Annotated in this window: 10 protein-coding genes; all 10 read left to right on the forward strand. The window is 69.1% G+C overall.

Features of this window, described 5'->3' with window-relative positions; translation table 11 throughout:
- The first annotated feature begins 17 nt into the window (after positions 1–17).
- Positions 18–4865: a DEAD/DEAH box helicase gene (locus VI480_RS15680; RefSeq protein ID WP_416246690.1), complete on the forward strand. Its 4848-nt coding sequence runs from the start codon at positions 18–20 to the stop codon at positions 4863–4865.
- Between the two features lie 75 nt (positions 4866–4940).
- Positions 4941–5699, forward strand: coding sequence for an ABC transporter ATP-binding protein (locus tag VI480_RS12285; RefSeq protein ID WP_323673140.1), 759 nt, complete (start codon positions 4941–4943; stop codon positions 5697–5699).
- A 3-nt stretch (positions 5700–5702) separates the two neighbouring features.
- On the forward strand, positions 5703–8285 hold the full coding sequence (locus tag VI480_RS12290) for an ABC transporter permease (RefSeq protein WP_323673141.1): 2583 nt from the start codon (positions 5703–5705) through the stop codon (positions 8283–8285).
- Between the two features lie 18 nt (positions 8286–8303).
- A complete protein-coding gene (locus VI480_RS12295) occupies positions 8304–10889 on the forward strand; it encodes an ABC transporter permease (protein ID WP_323673142.1) in 2586 nt (861 codons plus the stop codon).
- A 52-nt stretch (positions 10890–10941) separates the two neighbouring features.
- Positions 10942–14628: an adenylate/guanylate cyclase domain-containing protein gene (locus VI480_RS12300; protein ID WP_323673143.1), complete on the forward strand. Its 3687-nt coding sequence runs from the start codon at positions 10942–10944 to the stop codon at positions 14626–14628.
- Positions 14629–14683: 55 nt separating this feature from the next.
- Positions 14684–15094 (forward strand): cobalamin B12-binding domain-containing protein, encoded by a 411-nt coding sequence (locus tag VI480_RS12305; RefSeq protein ID WP_323673144.1) that lies wholly within the window; start codon positions 14684–14686, stop codon positions 15092–15094.
- A 74-nt stretch (positions 15095–15168) separates the two neighbouring features.
- Positions 15169–16020, forward strand: a complete 852-nt coding sequence (locus VI480_RS12310; RefSeq protein WP_323673145.1) for a 3-hydroxybutyryl-CoA dehydrogenase — start codon at positions 15169–15171, stop codon at positions 16018–16020.
- Positions 16017–17039, forward strand: a complete 1023-nt coding sequence (locus VI480_RS12315) for a phosphotransferase family protein (RefSeq protein ID WP_323673146.1) — start codon at positions 16017–16019, stop codon at positions 17037–17039. The genes VI480_RS12310 and VI480_RS12315 overlap by 4 nt, the downstream gene beginning before the upstream one ends.
- 8 nt (positions 17040–17047) lie before the next feature.
- On the forward strand, positions 17048–18820 hold the full coding sequence (locus tag VI480_RS12320; protein WP_323673147.1) for a trypsin-like peptidase domain-containing protein: 1773 nt from the start codon (positions 17048–17050) through the stop codon (positions 18818–18820).
- A 274-nt stretch (positions 18821–19094) separates the two neighbouring features.
- Positions 19095–19314 (forward strand): transposase (locus VI480_RS12325; protein ID WP_323673148.1); only part of this gene is annotated, 220 nt, incomplete at its 3' end.

Consider the following 19314-nt stretch of genomic DNA (forward strand, 5'->3'; position numbering starts at 1 on the left):
AGACGCTTGCCGCGTTCTTGTGGGCCATCGACCGGGTGATGAGCGAGCCCGAGCCGGATCGTGCGGAGCGCACGCGGGTGCTGTACCTGTCGCCGCTGCGGGCGCTGGCGGTGGATGTCGACAAGAACCTGCGGGCGCCGCTGGCCGGCATTAGCTTGGCCGCCGAGCGGCTGGGCGTCGACGTGCATATGCCGACCGTGGGGGTGCGCACGGGCGACACCAGCGCGGCTGAGCGGCGGCGGCTGGTCACCAGGCCGCCTGACATTGCCATCACCACGCCTGAGTCGCTGTACCTCATGCTGACCTCGCAGGCGCGCGAGACGCTGCGATGGGTGCGGTGGGTGATCGTCGACGAGATCCACTCGGTGGCAGCCACCAAGCGGGGCACGCATCTGGCGCTGTCGCTGGAGCGGCTGTGCGAGCTGACCGCCGAGCCGCCGCAACGGATCGGGCTGTCGGCCACGCAGCGCCCGCTGTCGGAGGTTGCCCGGTTCTTGGGCGGCAGCGATCCCGAGCAGCCAGCGTCTCGCCATGTCGAGATCACCGATGCCGGCATGACCAAGCAGCTCGACGTGGAGGTGATCGTCGGCGTGTCCGACATGGGCGATCTGGCAGCTGCCAGTGCCGGCGCTGCGCCCAATGGCGCCGTGCGCGTCGACCACGACGATGACTTCGCGCCGCCGCTTGCTGTGGCGCCGTCAGACGCAGCGCTGCCACAAGCGCCGACCGAGGCGGTGTCCCCAGATACGCAGATCCAGCCGGCCCCGCCCGCGCCGCAGACGCACTCCAACAGCATCTGGCCGGCCATTCACCCCCGGCTGCTGCAGCTGGTCTATGCGCACCGCTCCACCATCATCTTCACCAATGCACGCCGGCTGGCCGAGCGGCTGGCCACCCGGCTGAACGAGCTGCATCTGGAGGGGCTCAACCGGGCCGCCGAAGCCGCGGGCACCTCGCCGCCGGAGGGCGCCGAGCTGGTGCGGGCCCATCACGGCTCGCTCAGCCGCGAGCAACGGCTCGGAATCGAAGACGATCTCAAGGCGGGCAGGGTGCGCGCCATCGTGGCCACCTCGTCATTGGAGCTGGGCATCGACATGGGCGCGGTCGACCTGGTGGTGCAGGTGGCCTCGCCGCCGTCGGTAGCAGCGGGCATGCAGCGCATTGGGCGGGCCGGGCACCAGGTGGGCGAGCCCAGCGTCGGCAAGATCTTCCCCCGCCACCGGGGCGACCTGGTCGAGGCGGCGGTGGTGGCGCAGCGCATGGGCACCGGCGAGATTGAGTCGATCCGCTTCCCGCGCCAGCCGCTCGACGTGCTGGCCCAGCAGGTGGTGGCCATGGTCGCGGTCGACGACTGGTCGGTGCCCGACCTGCTGGCAATCATCCGGCGGACCGCGCCTTACGAGCAGCTCAGCGAGGAGGTGTTCAGCTCGGTGCTCGATCTGCTGGCGGGCCGCTACCCGTCCGAGGAGTTCCGCGAGCTGCGGCCACGGATCGTGTGGGATCGCACCACCGGGATGCTGCGGGCTCGCCAGGGTGCGGGCCGCTTGGCGGTCACCAACGCCGGAACGATTCCCGATCGGGGCCTGTACGCGGTGTTCACCACCGACGGGTCGCGTGTGGGCGAGCTCGACGAGGAGATGGTGTACGAGGCCCGGGTGGGCGAGACGTTCCTGCTGGGAGCGTCGACGTGGCGCATCGCCGAGATCACCTTCGACCGGGTGGTGGTCACACCCGCGCCGGGCGAGCCGGGCAAGATGCCGTTCTGGCACGGCGACGGGCCCGGCCGGCCGCTGGAGCTGGGCAGGGCCGTGGGGGCGTTCATCCGCACCATCGGCGACGAGCTGCCTGCGGACCTTGAGTCTCATCTGATGCAGCTCGATGCCGAAGCGGAGCGCGCTGCGGTCATGGCCCGGCGCGGCGACGTGGATCCGGCAGGCGAGCCGTCATCGGAGAAGGGCGGCAGGGCAGCGCCTCCGCGTCGGGCCGCCAAAGCCGCAGAGCCGACCGCTCGGCTCGTTGAACAGCTGCAGCGCGAGAACTGCCTCGATCGCTCGGCTGCGGTCAACGTTCTGCGCTACCTGGACGCGCAGCGGGCGGCGACCGGTGCGGTGCCCGACGATCGCACGATCGTGGTGGAGCGCTTCCGTGACGAGATCGGCGACTGGCGCATCTGCATCCTCACGCCGTTCGGTGCACGGGTGCATGCGCCGTGGGGGATCGCGCTGCAGGCCAAGCTCGCCGAGCAAGCCGCCGGCAGCGGGGAAGCCAACGGCATGGGCGGTGTCGAGCTGCTGTGGAGCGACGACGGGATCGTGCTGCGGCTGCCCGATGTCTGGTGGTCTGACGACCAGGCTTCCAACGGGTCTGCGTGGGACTCGCCCGGAGCCGGCGGCGCGCCGGTGCTGGATGCGACGGATCTGGCGCTCGATCCCGACGAGGTGCGCGACGCCATCGTGAGTCACCTGCCCTCGACGGCCCTGTTCGCCTCGCGCTTCCGGGAAGTCGCGGGTCGAGCGCTGCTGCTGCCTCGCCGCCGGCCCGGCGAGCGGGTGCCGCTGTGGCAACAGCGCCAGCGCTCGGCCGGGCTGCTGGAGGTTGCCGCCAAGTACCCGAGCTTCCCGATGCTGTTGGAAACCTCCCGGGAATGCCTGCAGGAAGTGTTCGACGTGCCGGCACTGGCAGAGGTGCTGTCCGACATCCGGTCCCGCAAGATCCGCATGGTCACCGTCGATACCGATGGCGCCTCGCCGATGGCGCAGAGCCTGCTGTTCGACTGGATCTCGGTGTTCATGTACGGCGGCGACGCGCCGCTGGCAGAACGCCGGGCGGCGGCGCTCGCGCTCGACCGAGATCTGCTGGCCGATCTGCTCGGCGCCGAGGAACTGCGGGAGCTGCTCGACGCCGAGGTGCTCGCCACGCTCGAGCTGGAGCTGCAGCGCCTGGCCGACGGTCGCCGGGCCCGCAGCGCCGACGAACTCGCCGACGTGCTAAGCCGTGTCGGCGACCTCACTGCAGACGAGATCGCCTACCGCTGCGTTTCCGACGCGCCCTCGTCAACGGCGGTGCCCACAGCCGATGAGGCACCGCAGGCCGGCGAGGCAGCGGCGCTGGTCGAGTCGCCGAGGGAGGGCTGGCTGGCCGAGCTGCTGGCCGAGCGCCGCGCCGTGGAGTTACGGATCGCGGGCGAGACCCGGTATGTGGCAGTCGAGGATGCCGCGAGGTACCGGGACGCCTTGGGGTGCGCCTTGCCCGTGGGCCTGCCTGCGGCGCTGACCGTCGATGTGCTGACACCGGGAACCGACCCGCTCGACGAGTTGGTGGCCCGCTTCGCGGCAACTCATGTGCCGTTCGAAGCCGATGCGGTTGCCGAGCGGTTGGGTATTGCGGTTGTGCGCGTCACGGCTGCGCTCAATCGGCTCGAGACAGCCAAACGGGTGACCCGGGGAGCGTTCCGACCCGACGGCACCAGCACCGAATGGTGCGACACGTCGGTGCTGCGAACCGTGCGGCGGCGCTCGCTGGCACGGTTGCGCCGCGAGGTGGAACCGGTGCCGCCCGAGGCGTATGCCCGCTTCCTGTCGGCGTGGCACAGCATCGACCGGCCGCGACGGGGCGCCGATGCGCTGGCCGATGCCATCACGCAGCTCGCTGGTGCGCCCGTCGCCGCCTCGATCCTCGAGACCGATGTGCTGCCCGCACGCGTTGCCCGCTACAGCAGTGCCGATCTGGACGCGTTGCTGGCCAGCGGCGAGCTGGTGTGGATCGGTGCGGGATCGCTCGGCACCAACGACGGCCGTATCCGTCTCTACTGGCGCGACGAGATCGCCACCCTGGCGCCACCAACCGAGCCCGAGCCCGACAACCCTGTAGCCGCGGCCGTGCTCGCTCGCCTCGCCGAGCACGGCGCCGCCTTCTGGCCCGACCTGCTCAGTGCAGCCCACGCCGCCACCGCCGACAGCGATGGGCAGGCCGACCTCTCAAGCTTGTCCGAGCAGGTGCTGACGGCATTGTGGGACTTGGTGTGGGCAGGGTTGGTGACCAATGACACGCTGGCGCCGCTGCGGGCACTCGGTCCTCGCCGCACTGGCCGAAGCAGATCTTCCGGCGCAGGCCGATCTGCAGGCGTCCGACAGGGTGCTCGCCGCGGTCGATCGGGCGTGTTGACCCGTTCGGGTCCGGCCCGTCGACGCCCCGGTCGCTTGCGCAGCGGCGGGCCGCCGAGTGTGGCGGGCCGCTGGTCGCTGACCTCGCTGCTGCGCGAGCCGGCGCCGGCACCCACCGAGCGGGCGCACGGCGGCGCGCAGGCACTGCTGGAGCGGCACGGCATCGTCACCCGTCCCGGCGTGCTGGCCGAGGGCCATCCGGGCGGTTTCGCAGCGGCATACGGCATCCTGCGCGCGCTCGAAGAGCGAGGCAGCGTGCGGCGCGGCCACTTCGTGGAAGGGCTCGGCGCGGCACAGTTCGCCACCGCCGCGGCGGTCGAACGCTTGCGGGACTACCGCGAGAGCTCAGACGAAGTCGTGGTACTCGGCGCGGCCGACCCAGCCCAGCCGTACGGTGCCGCGCTGGGCTGGCCAGCCAGCGACGGCCGGCCCAGCCGCACCGCCGGCGCGCACGTGGTGCTGGCTGACGGCACCCCGCTCGTCGCGCTGGACCGCGGCGGGCGCACCCTGCACACCTTCGAGCACGCCGCGGACGATCTGCGCTGGATCGGAGCGCTGCGTCAGGCACTCGCCGACGGCCGGCTCGCCAAGGTCGAGTTGGCCCGCATCGACGCCGGCCCCGCCGCCGAGCACCCGATCCACGACGCACTGATCGAGCACGGTTTCACCCCCGGCTACCGGGGTCCCACCCTGCGAACCTGAGAAAAACCTGAACGTGAGCAGAGGCCGGGCATGCGTAGAGTTGCGCGCTGGCCGGCTACCCCTCTGGGAGGCTCTGTGTCCGATTCAGCGACTGTCGCGGCTCCACCCACGCATGCAGCGGCGAGAGCCGTCGCCGCTACCAAGATCTACGGCTCGGGCGACACTGCGGTGCGCGCACTCGACGCCATCGACGTGACGTTCGAGCAAGGACAGTTCACCGCCATCATGGGGCCGTCGGGCTCGGGCAAGTCCACCCTCATGCACTGCATGGCGGGACTGGACCGGGTCACCGAGGGGCAGGTGCTCATCGGCGAGATCGACCTGTCCACCCTGTCCGAACGCGATCTCACGCTGCTGCGCCGCGACAACGTGGGGTTCGTGTTCCAAGCGTTCAACCTGGTCCCCACGCTGACCGCCATCGAGAACATCATGCTGCCGATGGACCTCGCCGGCAGCGCGGGCGACACCGACTGGGTCGACGAGGTGGTCAGCGCCACCGGCCTGGCCGACCGCCTCAAGCACCGGCCCAGCGAGCTGTCGGGTGGCCAGCAGCAGCGCGTGGCGGTGGCACGGGCGCTGGCCGGCCAGCCGCAGGTGATCTTCGCCGACGAGCCCACCGGCAATGTCGATCTCAACACGGGCGCGGAGATCCTGGGCTTCATTCGCAACGCCGTGGACGAGATGGGTCAGACCATCGTGATGGTGACTCATGACGCGATGGCAGCGTCGTACGCGGACCGGGTGGTGTTCCTCGTGGACGGCAAGATCGTCGACGAGCTCGTCGATCCCACACCCGAGCGCATCCGCGCACACATGAACCAGCTCGGCGCTTGATACATGCTGCGACTCGGCATCAAGTCGCTGCTCGCGCACAAGGTCCGCTTTGCGCTCACCGCGAGCACCATCGTCATCGGTGTGGCCTTCGTGGTGGCCGCGTTCGTGACGGCCGACTCGCTGCGCTCGGGTTTCGATCAGCTCGCTGAGGACATCAACACCGGCACCGACTACACGGTGCGCGGCGAGCTGCCGTTCGGCGAGATCACCGAAGCCGTGGCGCCCGCCGTGCCCGCTGACCTCGTCGACGACATCGCCGCGGTGGACGGCGTCGAGATCGCCAAGGGCGGGCTGTTCGTGGACGGTGTGATCCCGGTGGACGGCAGCGGCGAAGCCGTCACCACCTTCGGCCCGCCGGTGGCCGGCACGAACTGGCTCGAAGACGAATCGCTGTCGCAGTTCTACCTGATGGAGGGCCGCTGGCCGGTGGGCGGCGGCGAGTTCGCCATCGACATCACGACGTTCGAAGACGACGGCTACGACTTCGAGCTCGGCGGCACGTACCAGGTGGTGACACCCACCGGACCGCGTGAATTCACCCTGACGGGCGTAGCGCAGTTCGGCTTCCCCGAGAACGCCGGCGTCGGCGCCATCTTCTCGCTGTTCGACACGGAAACCGCCCAGGAGGTGCTGGGCTATCCCGGCGAGTTCACCGTGATCAGCGTGCGGGCCGAGGCAGGGGCCGACATCGCCGAGCTGCAGACCCGCATCGAAGCCGTGCTGCCCGACGGCGTCGAAGTGATCACCGCGGCCGACTCCGAAGAGGAGTTCAGCGACGCCACCGAGACCTTCATCGGGCCGTTCCAGACCATCCTGCTGGTGTTCGCGTTCATCGTGCTGTTCGTGAGCATGTTCATCATCTCCAACACGTTCAACATCGTGCTGGGCCAGCGTGTGCGCGAGCTCTCGCTGCTGCGGGCGGTCGGCGCCACACCTCAGCAGGTGCGCCGTTCGGTGCTGACCGAGTCGGCGATCATCGGCATCGTCGCCTCGGTGGCCGGGCTGGGTCTGGGCATGCTGGGCGCGCTCGGGATCAAGGCCTTGTTCAACGCGCTCGGGGCGTCGCTGCCCGAAGGCTCGCTGCCGCTCACTCTGCGCACCGTGCTGTGGGCCGTGGCGGTGGGTGTGGGCTTCACCGTGCTGGCCTCGCTGGTGCCCGCCATCAAGGCCTCGCGCATCTCGCCCGTGGCGGGCCTGTCGGAGGGCACCACCAGCGACGAGCGAGCAAGCCTCGGCTGGAAGCGACTGGCCAGCGGCGGGGTGCTGCTGGCCATCGGTCTGGTGCTGACGGGTCTCGGCCTGTTCGGCGACTTCGACGGCGCGACGCCGCAGCTCAGCACGCTGGGCGCCGGCGCCGCGATCACCTTCGTGGCAGTGTCGGTGCTCAGCCCGCTGGTGGCCAGATCGGTGGTGTCGCTGCTGGCGCGGCCGCTGGTGTGGATCATGCCGATCTCGGGTCGGCTGGCCCGAGCGAACGCTGCCCGCAACCCCCGGCGCACCTCCGCCACTGCGGTGGCGCTCACGATCGGCCTGGCCCTGGTGACCATGGTGTCGATCGTGGGCCAGTCGCTCAAGGTGTCGTTCGGCAACCGCCTGGCCACTGCGTTCACTGCCGATTTCATCGTGACCGTCGACACGCAGGCCGGGCTGCCGAAGACGCTCAGCTCGGACATCCAGGCGGCCGGCATCGGCACGCCGGTGGGATTCGATTTCGATCTCGTCCAGATCGAGACCAGCAGCACCGAAGCCCAGACCACGGTGGTCCAGTCCACGCTCACCGCAGCCCGTGTCAGCGATCTCGACGCCGTCATCAATATCGACGTGGTCGAGGGCAGCTTGGACGGCTTCGATCCCCAGCGCGGGCTGCTGATACACAGCGACGTCGCCGGAGATGAGGGCCTCGCGCTCGGCGATCAGGTCGACCTGACCTTCGTCAGCGGAGACCGTGTCACGGTCAATGTCGCGGCCATCTTCGAGGGCAGCGGATTCTGGAGCAACTGGTTCATCGACAGTGCGCTGCACTCCCAGGTGGCGACCACCGCGTTCGACGACATCGTGATGGTGCAGTCGGCGATCGACGACCCCGAGGCGGCTCGCGCAGCTATCGACGACGTGCTGGACGGCTACCCGCAGGCGGTGCTCGAAGACCGTCAGGAATTCCAGGAGAGCATCGAATCGAACCTCAATACCGTGCTCGTGCTGGTGAATGTGTTCCTGGGCTTCGCCCTGCTGATCGCGCTGGTCGGCATCGTGAACACGCTGACGCTGTCGGTGTTCGAGCGCATCCGCGAGATCGGGCTGCTGCGGGCGGTCGGCATGACCCGCCGCCAGATGCGGCGCATGATCCGCTGGGAGGCTGCGGCTGTCTCGCTGTACGGCGCCGTCGTGGGCGTGGTGCTGGGCGGGGCGTTCGGGCTGGCTACCTCGGCGGCGATCCCCGAGGACATCATCGACACCATCTCGATTCCGGCCGCACAGCTCGTGTTCTTCCTGGTCATCTCGGTGGCATTCGGGTTGATCGCAGCGCTGTTCCCCGCATTCCGGGCGAGCCGGATGAACGTGCTCGACGCCATCGCGGACGAGTAGCGCGAGGCAGGTGAAGCAGTGCTGAAGCTTGCCCTGCGGAACCTTCTCGACAAGAAGATCCGCTTCGCGCTCACGACGCTGTCGGTGGTGATCGGCGTGACGTTCGTGGTGGGGACGTTCGCGCTCACCGACAGCCTGCGCTCAACGTTCGGCGACCTGGCGGAAGACATCGCCGGCGAGACCGACCTGACCGTCAGAGCAGCGCAGCAGGTCGGCGGCGAGACCGACCGCCCGACAATCCCAGACTCGCTGCTCCACGACGTCGCTGCGATCGACGGGGTGGTCGAGGCATCCGGCACGGTGCAGGCGCGCAACGTCGTCATCGTGGACGGCGAAGGCAACGCCATCCGGCCGCAGGGCCCTCCGGCGCTGGGGATGAACTACTCATCCCGGGTGTTCTTCGTCATCGACGGTCGTGCGCCAGACGGGCCCGGCGAGTTCGTCGTGGACGCGACGACGGCGACCGGCAACAACCTCGAAGTCGGCCAGACCTACACCGTGAACGGGCCGGTGCGCTCGCAGCCCTTCGAACTGGTCGGCATCTTCAACTTCGGGTCGCCCGACACCAACACCAGCCTCGGGCAGACGATGTCGGTGTTCGACAACAACACGGCGCAGCAGTTCCTGGGCTTCGGCGACCGGCTCATGGAGATCCGGGTGCTCGTCGACGGCGATGTCGAAGAGGTCCAGTCGGCCATCGCGGCGCTGGGTCATGAGTACGAGGTGATCACCCAGGAGACCGCCGCTGCCGAGCAGTCCGAGCAGTTCCAGAGCGTCCTCAACGTGTTCACCTCGATCCTGCTGGTGTTCGCCTTCATCGCAGTGTTCGTGTCGGCGTTCATCATCAACAACACGTTCCAGATTGTGGTGACTCAACGCGTGCGCGAGATCGGGCTGTGGCGGGCCATCGGCGTCACGCCCAAGCAGGTGTCGCGCTCGATTGTCGTCGAATCGGCCGTGGTGGGATTGCTCAGCACGGCGATCGGCATTGCCGTCGGCATGGCGGTGAGCGTGCTGATGCGGGCGATCATCCGTGCGAGCGGTTTCGGTTTGCCCTCGGGGCCGCTGGTGCTGCGGCCTCGCACGGTGATCCTGGCGTTGGTGATCGGGCTGGGCGTCACGATGGTGGCCTCGATCGTGCCGGCGATGCGGGCGCGTCGCATCACGCCGGTCGCCGCGCTGGCGCATGACTACCGCATCGAACGCAGCGGGTGGCGCATGCGGGTCGCCGTGGGGGGCGCCGTCACCGCGCTGGGCGTGGCGTGTCTGGCGCTGGGCATGGCCGGGGTGGGCAGCGCTGCAACGGTGCTGGCGTTGACCGGCGTCGGCGCGCTCGTCGCCTTTGTGGGCATCAACGTCAGCAGCCCGGCAATCGCACGGCCGGTTGTGCGCGTGCTGGGGCGCCCCATCCAGGCCCTGTTCGGGATGCCCGGCAAGCTCGCACGCGAGAACGCAGCCCGCAACCCCCGGCGCACTGCGTCCACTGCGGGGGCGCTCATGATCGGCGTCACGCTGATGGCGACCACAGCGGTGGTCGGCGCGTCGGTGAGGAACTCGGTGTCTGATGCGCTGACCGATGCGGTGAGTGCCGACTACTTCATTCGCAGCGAGGGTTCGCAGTTCGACCCGGCGACCGGATTCCCGGCGCAGGTCATGGACGACCTGGGCGATCTTGACATTCTCGAGAGTGTCGTCGGCTACCGCGTGGCGTTCGGTGGCATGGTCGTGGGCGGCCAGAGCCGCGACCTTGTCAGTGCCGACTTCGATGCCGTGGAGGAGCATCTGGACGGCGGTGTGATCTCGGGGTCAATCGCCGCTGGCGACCCGCTCACCGGCGTGGCGCTCCATGTCGACCCTGCTGAAGATCTCGGCCTCTCTGTCGGAGACACGCTCGAAGCGACGTTCCCCGACAACGAGACGGTGACGCTGACGGTGGCTGCGATCTACGCGGATGCGATCATCTACGGCAACTGGCTCGTCGACAACGCCCTGTGGGAGCAGCACCTCAGCCGCCGCGACTACCGCTTCGGCACCGCCGTGGTCGCCGGGCTGGGCGATCTGGCCGCAGACCCACAACTCGCCCGGTCTCAGGCCGAGCTGCTCGAGCGCAGCGAGATCGCCATTGCTGAGACGGTGGCTGGCTTTCCCGGCGTCATCGGCGAGAACCGGGCCGAGTTCCGCGAGGCCAACGAGGAACTGGTCAACTCGATCTTCGCCGTCATCACGGTGCTGCTGGGCCTGTCGTTCGTGATCGCACTCGTCGGCATCACCAACACGCTGGCGTTGTCAGTGTTCGAGCGCACCAGGGAGATCGGCCTGCTGCGGGCGGTGGGCATGACCCGGCGCCAACTGCGGCGCGCCGTGCGGTGGGAGGCAGCGATCGTGGCCACGTTCGGCGGCCTGATGGGTGTGGTGGTCGGCATGATCCTCGGGGTGGCCGGCTCGCTGGCCACGCCGGACTCGTTCATCACCACCGTCGACGTGCCATTCGGAACGCTTGCGATCTACGTCGTCGCCGCCGCATTGGCAGGCCTGCTGGCGGCTGTGCTGCCGGCCCGCCGCGCCGGGCGCATGAACATCCTGGACGCGATCGCCCACGAGTGACCGGAATCAGCCGGCTTCAGCCTGATTGAGGCGTCGTTTCTAGAATGCCGCGATGAAGTGTCCTGCGTGCGCCACTGAGGTCCCGCAGGGCGCACGCTTCTGCCATACCTGCGGCAACCTGCTCGTCTCTACCGAGGAGCGCCGCGTCGTCACGGTGTTGTTCGCCGACCTGGTCGGGTTCACCTCGATGAGCGAGGCCGCCGACCCCGAAGAGATCAAGCATCTGATCGACCAGTGCTTCCAGCGGCTCGTGGCCGACGTGACTGCGTTCGGGGGCACGGTCGACAAGATCATCGGCGACGCGATCCTGGCGCTGTTCGGCGCGCCCACGGCGCACGAAGACGACCCTGAGCGGGCGCTGCGGGCCGCGTTCCGCATGCAGCGCTCGCTGGAGGCTTTCAACGCCGAGCGCAATCTCGACCTGCGCATCCGCATCGGCATCAACACCGGCGAGGTGCTGGTGGGGGCGCTGCGGGCGGGCGGCGACTACACGGCCATGGGCGACACGGTGAACATCGCGAGCCGGCTGGAGACGCTCGCCGAAGCCGGCGAGGTGCTGGTGGGCCCGACGACGCAGGCGGCCACGGCTGCCATTGCGAACTACACGCCCCGGGGCGAGATCGGCCTGCGCGGGCGTGACGAGCCCGTGCCGGTCTTCGTGGCCAGCGGCGAGCTGGCGCCGCCCGGCCGCCACCGCAGCGCCACGATCTCGCCGCTGGTGGGGCGCGATCTCGAACATGCCCTGCTGGAGACCGCGATCGACACCGCGGTGGCCCGCCGGCGGGCAGGGCTGTGCCAGATCGTGGGCGAGGCGGGCATGGGCAAGACGCGCCTCGCCCGTGAGGCCGCGCATGGCGCCACCGAGCGCCACGACGCGATGGTGCTCGAGAGCATGGCGCTGCCCTACGACGAGACCAACCCGCTGCGCTGCCTGGGCGATGCCATCGCGACGGCAGCAGGAGTCAAGGCCGGCGACTCGACCGTGCAGGCCACGCGGCGTGTCTCGTCGCTGGTGGCCGACGTGCTGCGGCCCACCAACGGCAACGGCGAGAGCCAAATCGTCAACTACGAGGAGATCGATGAGATCACCGATGTGGTGCTCGCCGTGCTGGGCCGGGTGGGCAGCGGCGATCCCGCCGAGATCGAGTGGCGGGCCGAGGCCACTTTCCGCTCCCTGCGCCGCTTCCTGGGAGCGATGACGCGTCGCCAGCCCGTCGTGCTGCTGCTGAGCGATGTGCACTGGGCCGAAGAGCGGCTGCTCAGCGTGCTCGAGCAGCTGCTGGCAGCACTGGCCAACCAGCCGTTCGTGGTGATCACCACGGCCCGCTGGAACGTGGACGAGCAGCGCTGGACGGTACCGCCGGGCCGTCACAGCACAGTGGTGCTGAACCTGGATCCGCTGAGTCGCGAGGCCACCGCCGAGCTGGCCGCCGAGCTGCTGGGCGGCAGCGCTCCCGCCTACCTGGCCGATCAGCTCTACGAGCGCAGCGGCGGCAACCCGTTCTTCCTCGAGGAGATGTGCGTGCTGCTGCGTGAATCGGGTGTGGTGGGCCCCGGCGCCCGCCCCGATCACGAGGAACGGTCGCTGGCGGAGATGCCCGACACGCTGCGCGGGCTGGTTGCCGCCCGTCTCGACACGCTGAGCTCGCCAGAGCGGCGGCTGGTGGACGCCGCATCGGTGCTCGGCGGCGGCGGCTCGACCAGCGAGCTGCTGGAGATGACGGCGGCCACGAATCCCGACACCAGTGCCGAGAGCGACACTGCCACCTTCCAGCGGCTGGTCGACAAGGACATCTTCACCAGCGAGGCAGATGTCTGGACATTCCGCAGCGACGTGGTGCGCGACGTGGCCTACAGCATGCTCACCAAGACCGACCGGGCCGAACGGCATCTTGATGTCGCTTTGTGGCTGGCGCAGAACCGGGACGATCCCGCCAGCGATTCGGTGGGCGTGATTGCCGATCATTTCGCCTCGGCGGTGGAGCTGGGTGCCGATGCCGGCCAGCCGGCTGGGGCCGGGACCGCTGATGAGTCATTCGAGGGCGGCATGACCGAGGTGGCCATCGAGTGGCTGGGCCGTGCCGGCAAGTGGGCCGCTGCCCGAGACAGCCACTACGCCGCGGCGCAGTTCTACCGGCGCGCCATCGAGATGCTCGGCGATGCCGACCCGCGCCTTATTGACATGTCGCTGGGCCGGGCGGCTGCGCGCCTGCGCCTGGGGGAGCTGCACGGCGCCCATGCCGACGCCGAGCTGGCACGAGCCCTGGCAACGCTGAACGGCAACCGGCTTGCAGCGGCTCATGGACTGCGGGTGCTGGGCGAGGTTGCTCTGGCCGGCGACGAGCACTCGGCGGCCGACAAGCTGCTGGCCGACGCGCTCGACCAGTTCCGCACCCTGGGCGAGGTGCGTGAGGCGGCCGAGTCGCTGCGGCTGCGGGGGCTGGCCTCGCTTCGAGCCGGCGAGTATGCACGTGCCGATCGCTACATCAACGAGGCCAACGGCACGTTCGGGCACCTGGGCGACGAGAGCGGTGTGGCCTGGTGCCTGCAGAATCTGGCATGGCTGTCGTTCGAGCAGGGCTTGATCGACGAGGCCGGCGATCGCATCACCACCGCCATCGAGCGGTTCGGCGATCTGGGCGACACGGTCGGCCTGGCGACCGCGGAGGGGCTGCTGGCGTTCCTGCGCTTCCATGCCGGCGATCGCGACGAGGCCGAGGAGCTGGCGACGTCGGTGCATGCCATTGCCCACGAGCGTGGCGAACGCTTCACCGAGGCCATGATGGACCTGCTGCTGGGGTCGCTCGGGCTCTGGTCGGGCCGGGCCGCAGACGCTGTCGAGCGGGCCAGGGCCGCTGAGCAGGTCTTCCGAGACGCGCACAGCGATTTCGGCGAGGTGCAGGCAATGGGGCTGCTGGGCCGTGCCTACGCGGCCGTCGGCGAGCTGCAGCGCAGCCGGGCGATGCTGGCCGAGTGCTTGCAGCGGGCCAACGACATGCCGGGCCAACCGCTGGAGGGATTCGCTCGGGCGGTTCGGGCCGGCGCTGCGGTGCAGATGGGCCAGCCGGAGATGGTCAAGGAGGATCTTGCACGGGCCGGCTGGGACCGGACGGGGGTCCATGAGCCTTACTCCGCCGCGGGCGCGGATCTTCATGGCGAGCGAGCGGCGGTCATCGGCCAGCGCGACCTCGACGTCTCGCTGGGGCTTGCGCTGGCGCAGCTCGGCCAGGCGGAGGACGCCATCGTCGCGCTCGAGGCCGTGCCGACTGCCGACTTGCCCTCCACCTACCTGCACTCGTGTCTCGCGATCGCCTATGCCACGGCCGGGCGCACGGTCGATGCGCTCGAGCAGTCGCGCTTCGCTATGGCCAGCGGCACCGGCACCTACGTCGACGTGCGCAACGCGCTGGTTGCGCGGGCGCTGGCACATGCCCGCGATGCTGACCTGCCGGCGATGGAGGCGGCGTTCGAGCAGGTGATGATTCTCACCGACGCCACCGACAGCCGGCTCAGCCAGACCGTCGTGCGGCTGGCCCGTGCCATCGGTCATGAGTGCTTCGATGCGCCTGACACTGCGGCGCTGCGGTCGGAGGCAGAGGTGGGGATCGCGCAGCTCGGGGCACGCCCAAGCGGCTGGGAGACGGCGTTCCGGCTTGCCGCCGGCTTGGAGGCCGCAGCGCCGGTCATCACCGGTCCGCTGCCCGAGGCCATTCCGTTCCCGGGACTGATGGATCAGTAGCCGGCACGGCATATCGGCACGGCATATCAGCAGGGCAGGCCGGTAATCTCGGCCCGTGTCACGGGTGCTGATTGCCAAGCTCGGCCTTGACGGACATGACCGCGGGGTCAAGGTGGTGGCTCGCATGCTGCGGGACGCCGGCTTCGAGGTGATCTACACCGGGCTGTTCCAGACGCCCGAGAGCGTGGTGGCTGCCGCCATCGACGAGGACGTCGACGCCATCGGGGTATCGATGCTGTCGGGCGCGCACGAAGCTCTCATGCCGCTGGTGGTGGAGCGCCTGCGCGAGGCCGGCGCCGAGAGCATTCCGGTGATCCTGGGCGGCATCGTGCCCGACGGCGACCTTGAGGCCATGGAGCAGGCGGGCGTGGCGGCAGTGCTCACCCCGGGCGCCACCGCCGACGAGGTGGTGGCTGCCGTGCAGGGCGCCATCGAGCGATCCCGCAGCACGCCGGCCGAATCCTGAAACTGGTCCCAGCCAGGGAGCCAGCGGGCCACTACGGGTAGATTGCCCACGGCGTCGAGTGAGGGCAGGGGCTCATGGACAAGATCGGTGTGGTGGGCTGCGGCCTGATGGGGTCGGGCATCGCCGAGGTTGCGGCTCGCAACGGGTGCGAAGTGAAGATCGTGGAGGTCAACGAGGATGCGCTGACCGCCGGCATGGCCCGCATCGAGAAGAGCCTGAACCGGGCCGTCAACGCGGGCAAGCTCGACGACGCCGGGCGGGAATCGGCGCTGGGCGCCATGTCGTTCGGCCTGGATCTTGACGAGCTGGCGGATCGTGAGTTCGTGATCGAAGCGGTGGTCGAGTCGGAGCCGGCCAAGCTGGAGGTGTTCGGACGGCTGTCGAAGGTGCTCGACGACCCGGCGGCAGTGATGGCCTCGAACACGTCGGCCATCCCGATCATGAAGCTGGCCATGGCCACCGATCGACCGTCGCAGGTCATCGGCATGCACTTCTTCAATCCGGTCCCGGTGATGGGGCTGGTGGAGGTCATCTCGTCGCTGCTGACCGCTGAGGAGACGGCAGAGCGCTGCCGGGCGTTCGCTTCTGAACGGCTCGGCAAGCGGGTGGTGGACAGTCAGGACCGGGCGGGGTTTGTGGTGAACGCCCTGCTGATTCCGTACATCCTGTCGGCCATCCGGATGCTCGAGTCGGGATTCGCTTCGACCGAGGACATCGACGCCGGCATGGTGCTGGGCTGCAATCACCCGATGGGGCCGCTGGCCCTGTGCGACCTGATCGGCCTCGACACGACGCTGGCGGTGGCCGAATCGCTGTACGAGGAGTTCCGCGAGCAGCTCTACGCCCCGCCGCCGATGCTCAGCCGCATGTGCGACGCAGGGCTGCTGGGGCGCAAGACCGGCCGGGGCTTCTACACGTACGGATGAGCGTTCCGCCGGGCATCGATGCCGCTGCGGTCAGCGAGTGGTTTGCCTCCCATGTGCCGCAGGCTGCTCAGCCGCTGCGCTTCGAGCTGATTGCCGGCGGGCATTCGAACCTGACCTACCGGGTGCACTGCGCCGACGGCTCGTCGGTGGTGCTGCGACGGCCGCCCTTGGGCCATGTGCTGGCCACGGCGCACGACATGGGCCGGGAGCACAAGATCATCTCGGGTGTGGGGCAGACCGATGTGCCGGTGCCGCGGGCGATCGCGCTGTGCGCCGACGAGACGGTGAACGAGGCGCCGTTCTACGTGATGAGCTACGAGGACGGGGCGGTGCTGCATTCGGCGGACGAGTCGGCGCTGGTTCCTGAGGCTGAGCGTGTGCCGCTGAGCCGGCGGGTTGCTGATGTGCTGGCTGCGTTGCACGCGATCGAGCCCGACGATGTGGGGCTGGGTGATCTCGGGCGGCGCGAGGACTACCTGGGCCGGCAGCTTCGGCGATGGAAGCGTCAGTGGGAGCAGTCCAAGACTCGTGAGCTGCCGATCATGGATGAGGTCGCCGCCGAGCTGGAGGCCCGCAAGCCCGAACAGGTCGGCTCGGCGATCGTCCATGGCGATTACCGGCTGGGGAACATGATCTCGGGCTCCGGCGGCATTGTTGCCGTGCTCGACTGGGAGCTGTGCACGCTCGGCGACCCGATGGCCGACGTGGGCTACCTCATGAACAACTGGGTGCTGCCCGATGAGCAGACGGCGGGCACCTCGGCGCCCACGCAGGCGGGCGGGTTCGCTTCTCGCAGCGAGATGCTGGATTGGTACGCCGATGCGTCGGGGCGCGACCTGTCGCAGGTGGATTACTACCGCGCGTTCTCGTACTGGCGTCTGGCTGCTATATCGGAGGGCGTGCTCAACCGCTACCTGCGCGGGGCGATGGCAGACGCCGAGGAAACCGACACCGATCAGTTCCGTGAGAACGTCGATTTCCTGTCGACCAGCGCAGCCGAACGCCTCGCCGTTCGCTGAGGTGTGAGGTGACAGAGCCACCCGCTGAGTCGCGTGGGGCGCGAGCGGACGACGACCAGCCCGCCGCAGCGCCGCCCGATGACGCGTTCCGCACCACGGGTCGCTTCGGTTGGACACCGTCAGCGACGCAGGCGCAGCCCGCTGTGCCGGCTGCCCCCGAATCCACCGATGCACCGACGGCGGCTGGCGGGGTTGGCGACGATCCGATTCCCGCATCGCCCGCAGTGCTGCCGGGGCCGGCACCGCTGCGCGAGCCTGCGGCTGCCGTGCCGCGGCGGGGATGCCTGCTCGCCGGGCTGGCGGCGGCGGTCGGAGCGATGGCGGGTGCAATCGTGGCCGGGCTGATCCTCGTAATCGTGCTCAGCGGCGACGACAGCCCGGACGCCACTGTGCCGACGAACGAGACCCCCGAGCAGGCACCGGTTGATTCCGACATCGCTGATGACTTCGACGCCTCGTCATCTGACTCAGTGACAGCAGCGGTGTCGGTGAGCAGTGAGGGCGCGGCAGGCGATGTGCAGCCGCCCGAAGGCTCCACCGGCGATGCCGACTTCTGGAGCCAGGTGCTCGCCAACTCCAACCTGTTCGGCAGCTCGGCATCCGGCGAGGCCGGTGGCCAGTCGGGCGATGGGACGGTCGACCTCGATCCGGATCTCCTCGCCGACGTCTGGGCGCGCATGCTCACAGGCGAGTCGGACCAGCCGGGGGCGCCGCTGGGCAGCCGCATCGAGGGCATCAACGTCAAGGCGGTGCTCGAGGAAGTGCAAGAAGCGGTGGTCATTGTCAGGATCACGACCGACGAAGGCGTCGAGCGCGGCGGCTCCGGGTTTATCGTCACTCCGCAGGGACGCATCGTGACGAATGCCCACGTCGTGGAAGATGCGGTCACGGTGGATGTGCGCTTCTTCGGCGGAGAGCTGGTGCCGGCGGAGGTGCTGGCCAGCGACCCGACGAGGGATTTGGCCATCCTGCAGGTCAACCGCGACGGATTGCCGACGGTGCGGCTGGGCTCCACTGACGGTGTGGAAGTCGGCGACGAGGTCGTCGCGATCGGCAATGCGCTTAACATCATCGGCGAGCCGACCGTGACCTTCGGCATCGTCTCGGGTCTCAATCGCTGGATTCCGCTGGAGGACAACAAGCGGTTGGTGCGCCTCATCCAAACCGATGCCGCGATCAACCCAGGCAATTCGGGAGGGCCACTGGTCAACGCCGCCGGTGAAGTCATCGGTGTCAATACGGCCATTCAGGCCTACTCGTCAAGTGTCCGCGGCATTGCCGAGGGCATCGGATATGCGATCTCTATTGACCACGCCCGTCCGATCATCGATGGATTGCTCGAAGGCGTCGTGCAGGCCAAGGCGTACCTGGGCGTGCGGATCGCGTCGGTCGGCGATCTGCTGGCGGCGCGGGAGCGGGCCGAGGCCGAGGAGCAGGACCCGCTGGAGGAACTGGGCGACGGCAGGCCCGAGACGGTGGAGCCGGGAAGCGGCACCGGCGATGACGAACCCGAGGACATCGACGTGCCGCCGGAAGTGACTTCCGGGGCCTATGTGGATTCTGTGGAGGCCGGACAGGCGGCCCAGCGAGCGGGCATCGTGCCCGGCGACATCATTGTGTCGTTCGAAGGTGTGCCCATCCGCACAAGCGAGGAACTGGTGGTCGAGATCTTGGCGAGGGTGCCGGGGGACCGGGTCCAGATGGGCGTGATCGGCAACGACGGCAGGCTGCGGACGGTCGAGCTGGAGCTGGGCGAGTTCCCCGACAGCCCTGAGAGCTAGCGGCCTCGTTCAGCGGCTGAGTCGAGTGGCGAAGCCAGACGCAACACACCCGGACATCGGCGGTTGCCGACAGTGGGGGGTGGGAGGGGTTTGCGCGGCCTGATTACTCTTGACGGCATGTGGGCGTTTCGGAAGCAGTCAACGATACGCAGCCCGGCCGGTGCTGTGGGCTTCCCCCGGAATCTGGGTGGCTTGCTCTAAGAGGAGAAGGGGAGCGATGCCTGGGACAAGAAGAAGGTTCGATCCGGAGTTTCGTGCTGGTGCGGTGCGGATCGTGGTCGAGACCGGCAAGCCGATCGCTGTGGTGGCCCGGGATCTCGGCATTCATGCGGGGACTTTGGGCAACTGGGTCAAGGCGGAGCGCCAGGATGCCGGGGAGGGTGCGCTCGATGCTGACGAGCGTGCCGAGCTGGTGCGGCTGCGGCGCCGCTGCGCTGAGCCGGGGGATGGAGCGCGATGTGCTCAAACGATCCGTGGTCGGTTGGGTGAACGAC

Source organism: Candidatus Poriferisodalis multihospitum (assembly GCF_028283155.1).
In the GTDB taxonomy this organism is placed as follows: domain Bacteria; phylum Actinomycetota; class Acidimicrobiia; order Acidimicrobiales; family Poriferisodalaceae; genus Poriferisodalis; species Poriferisodalis multihospitum.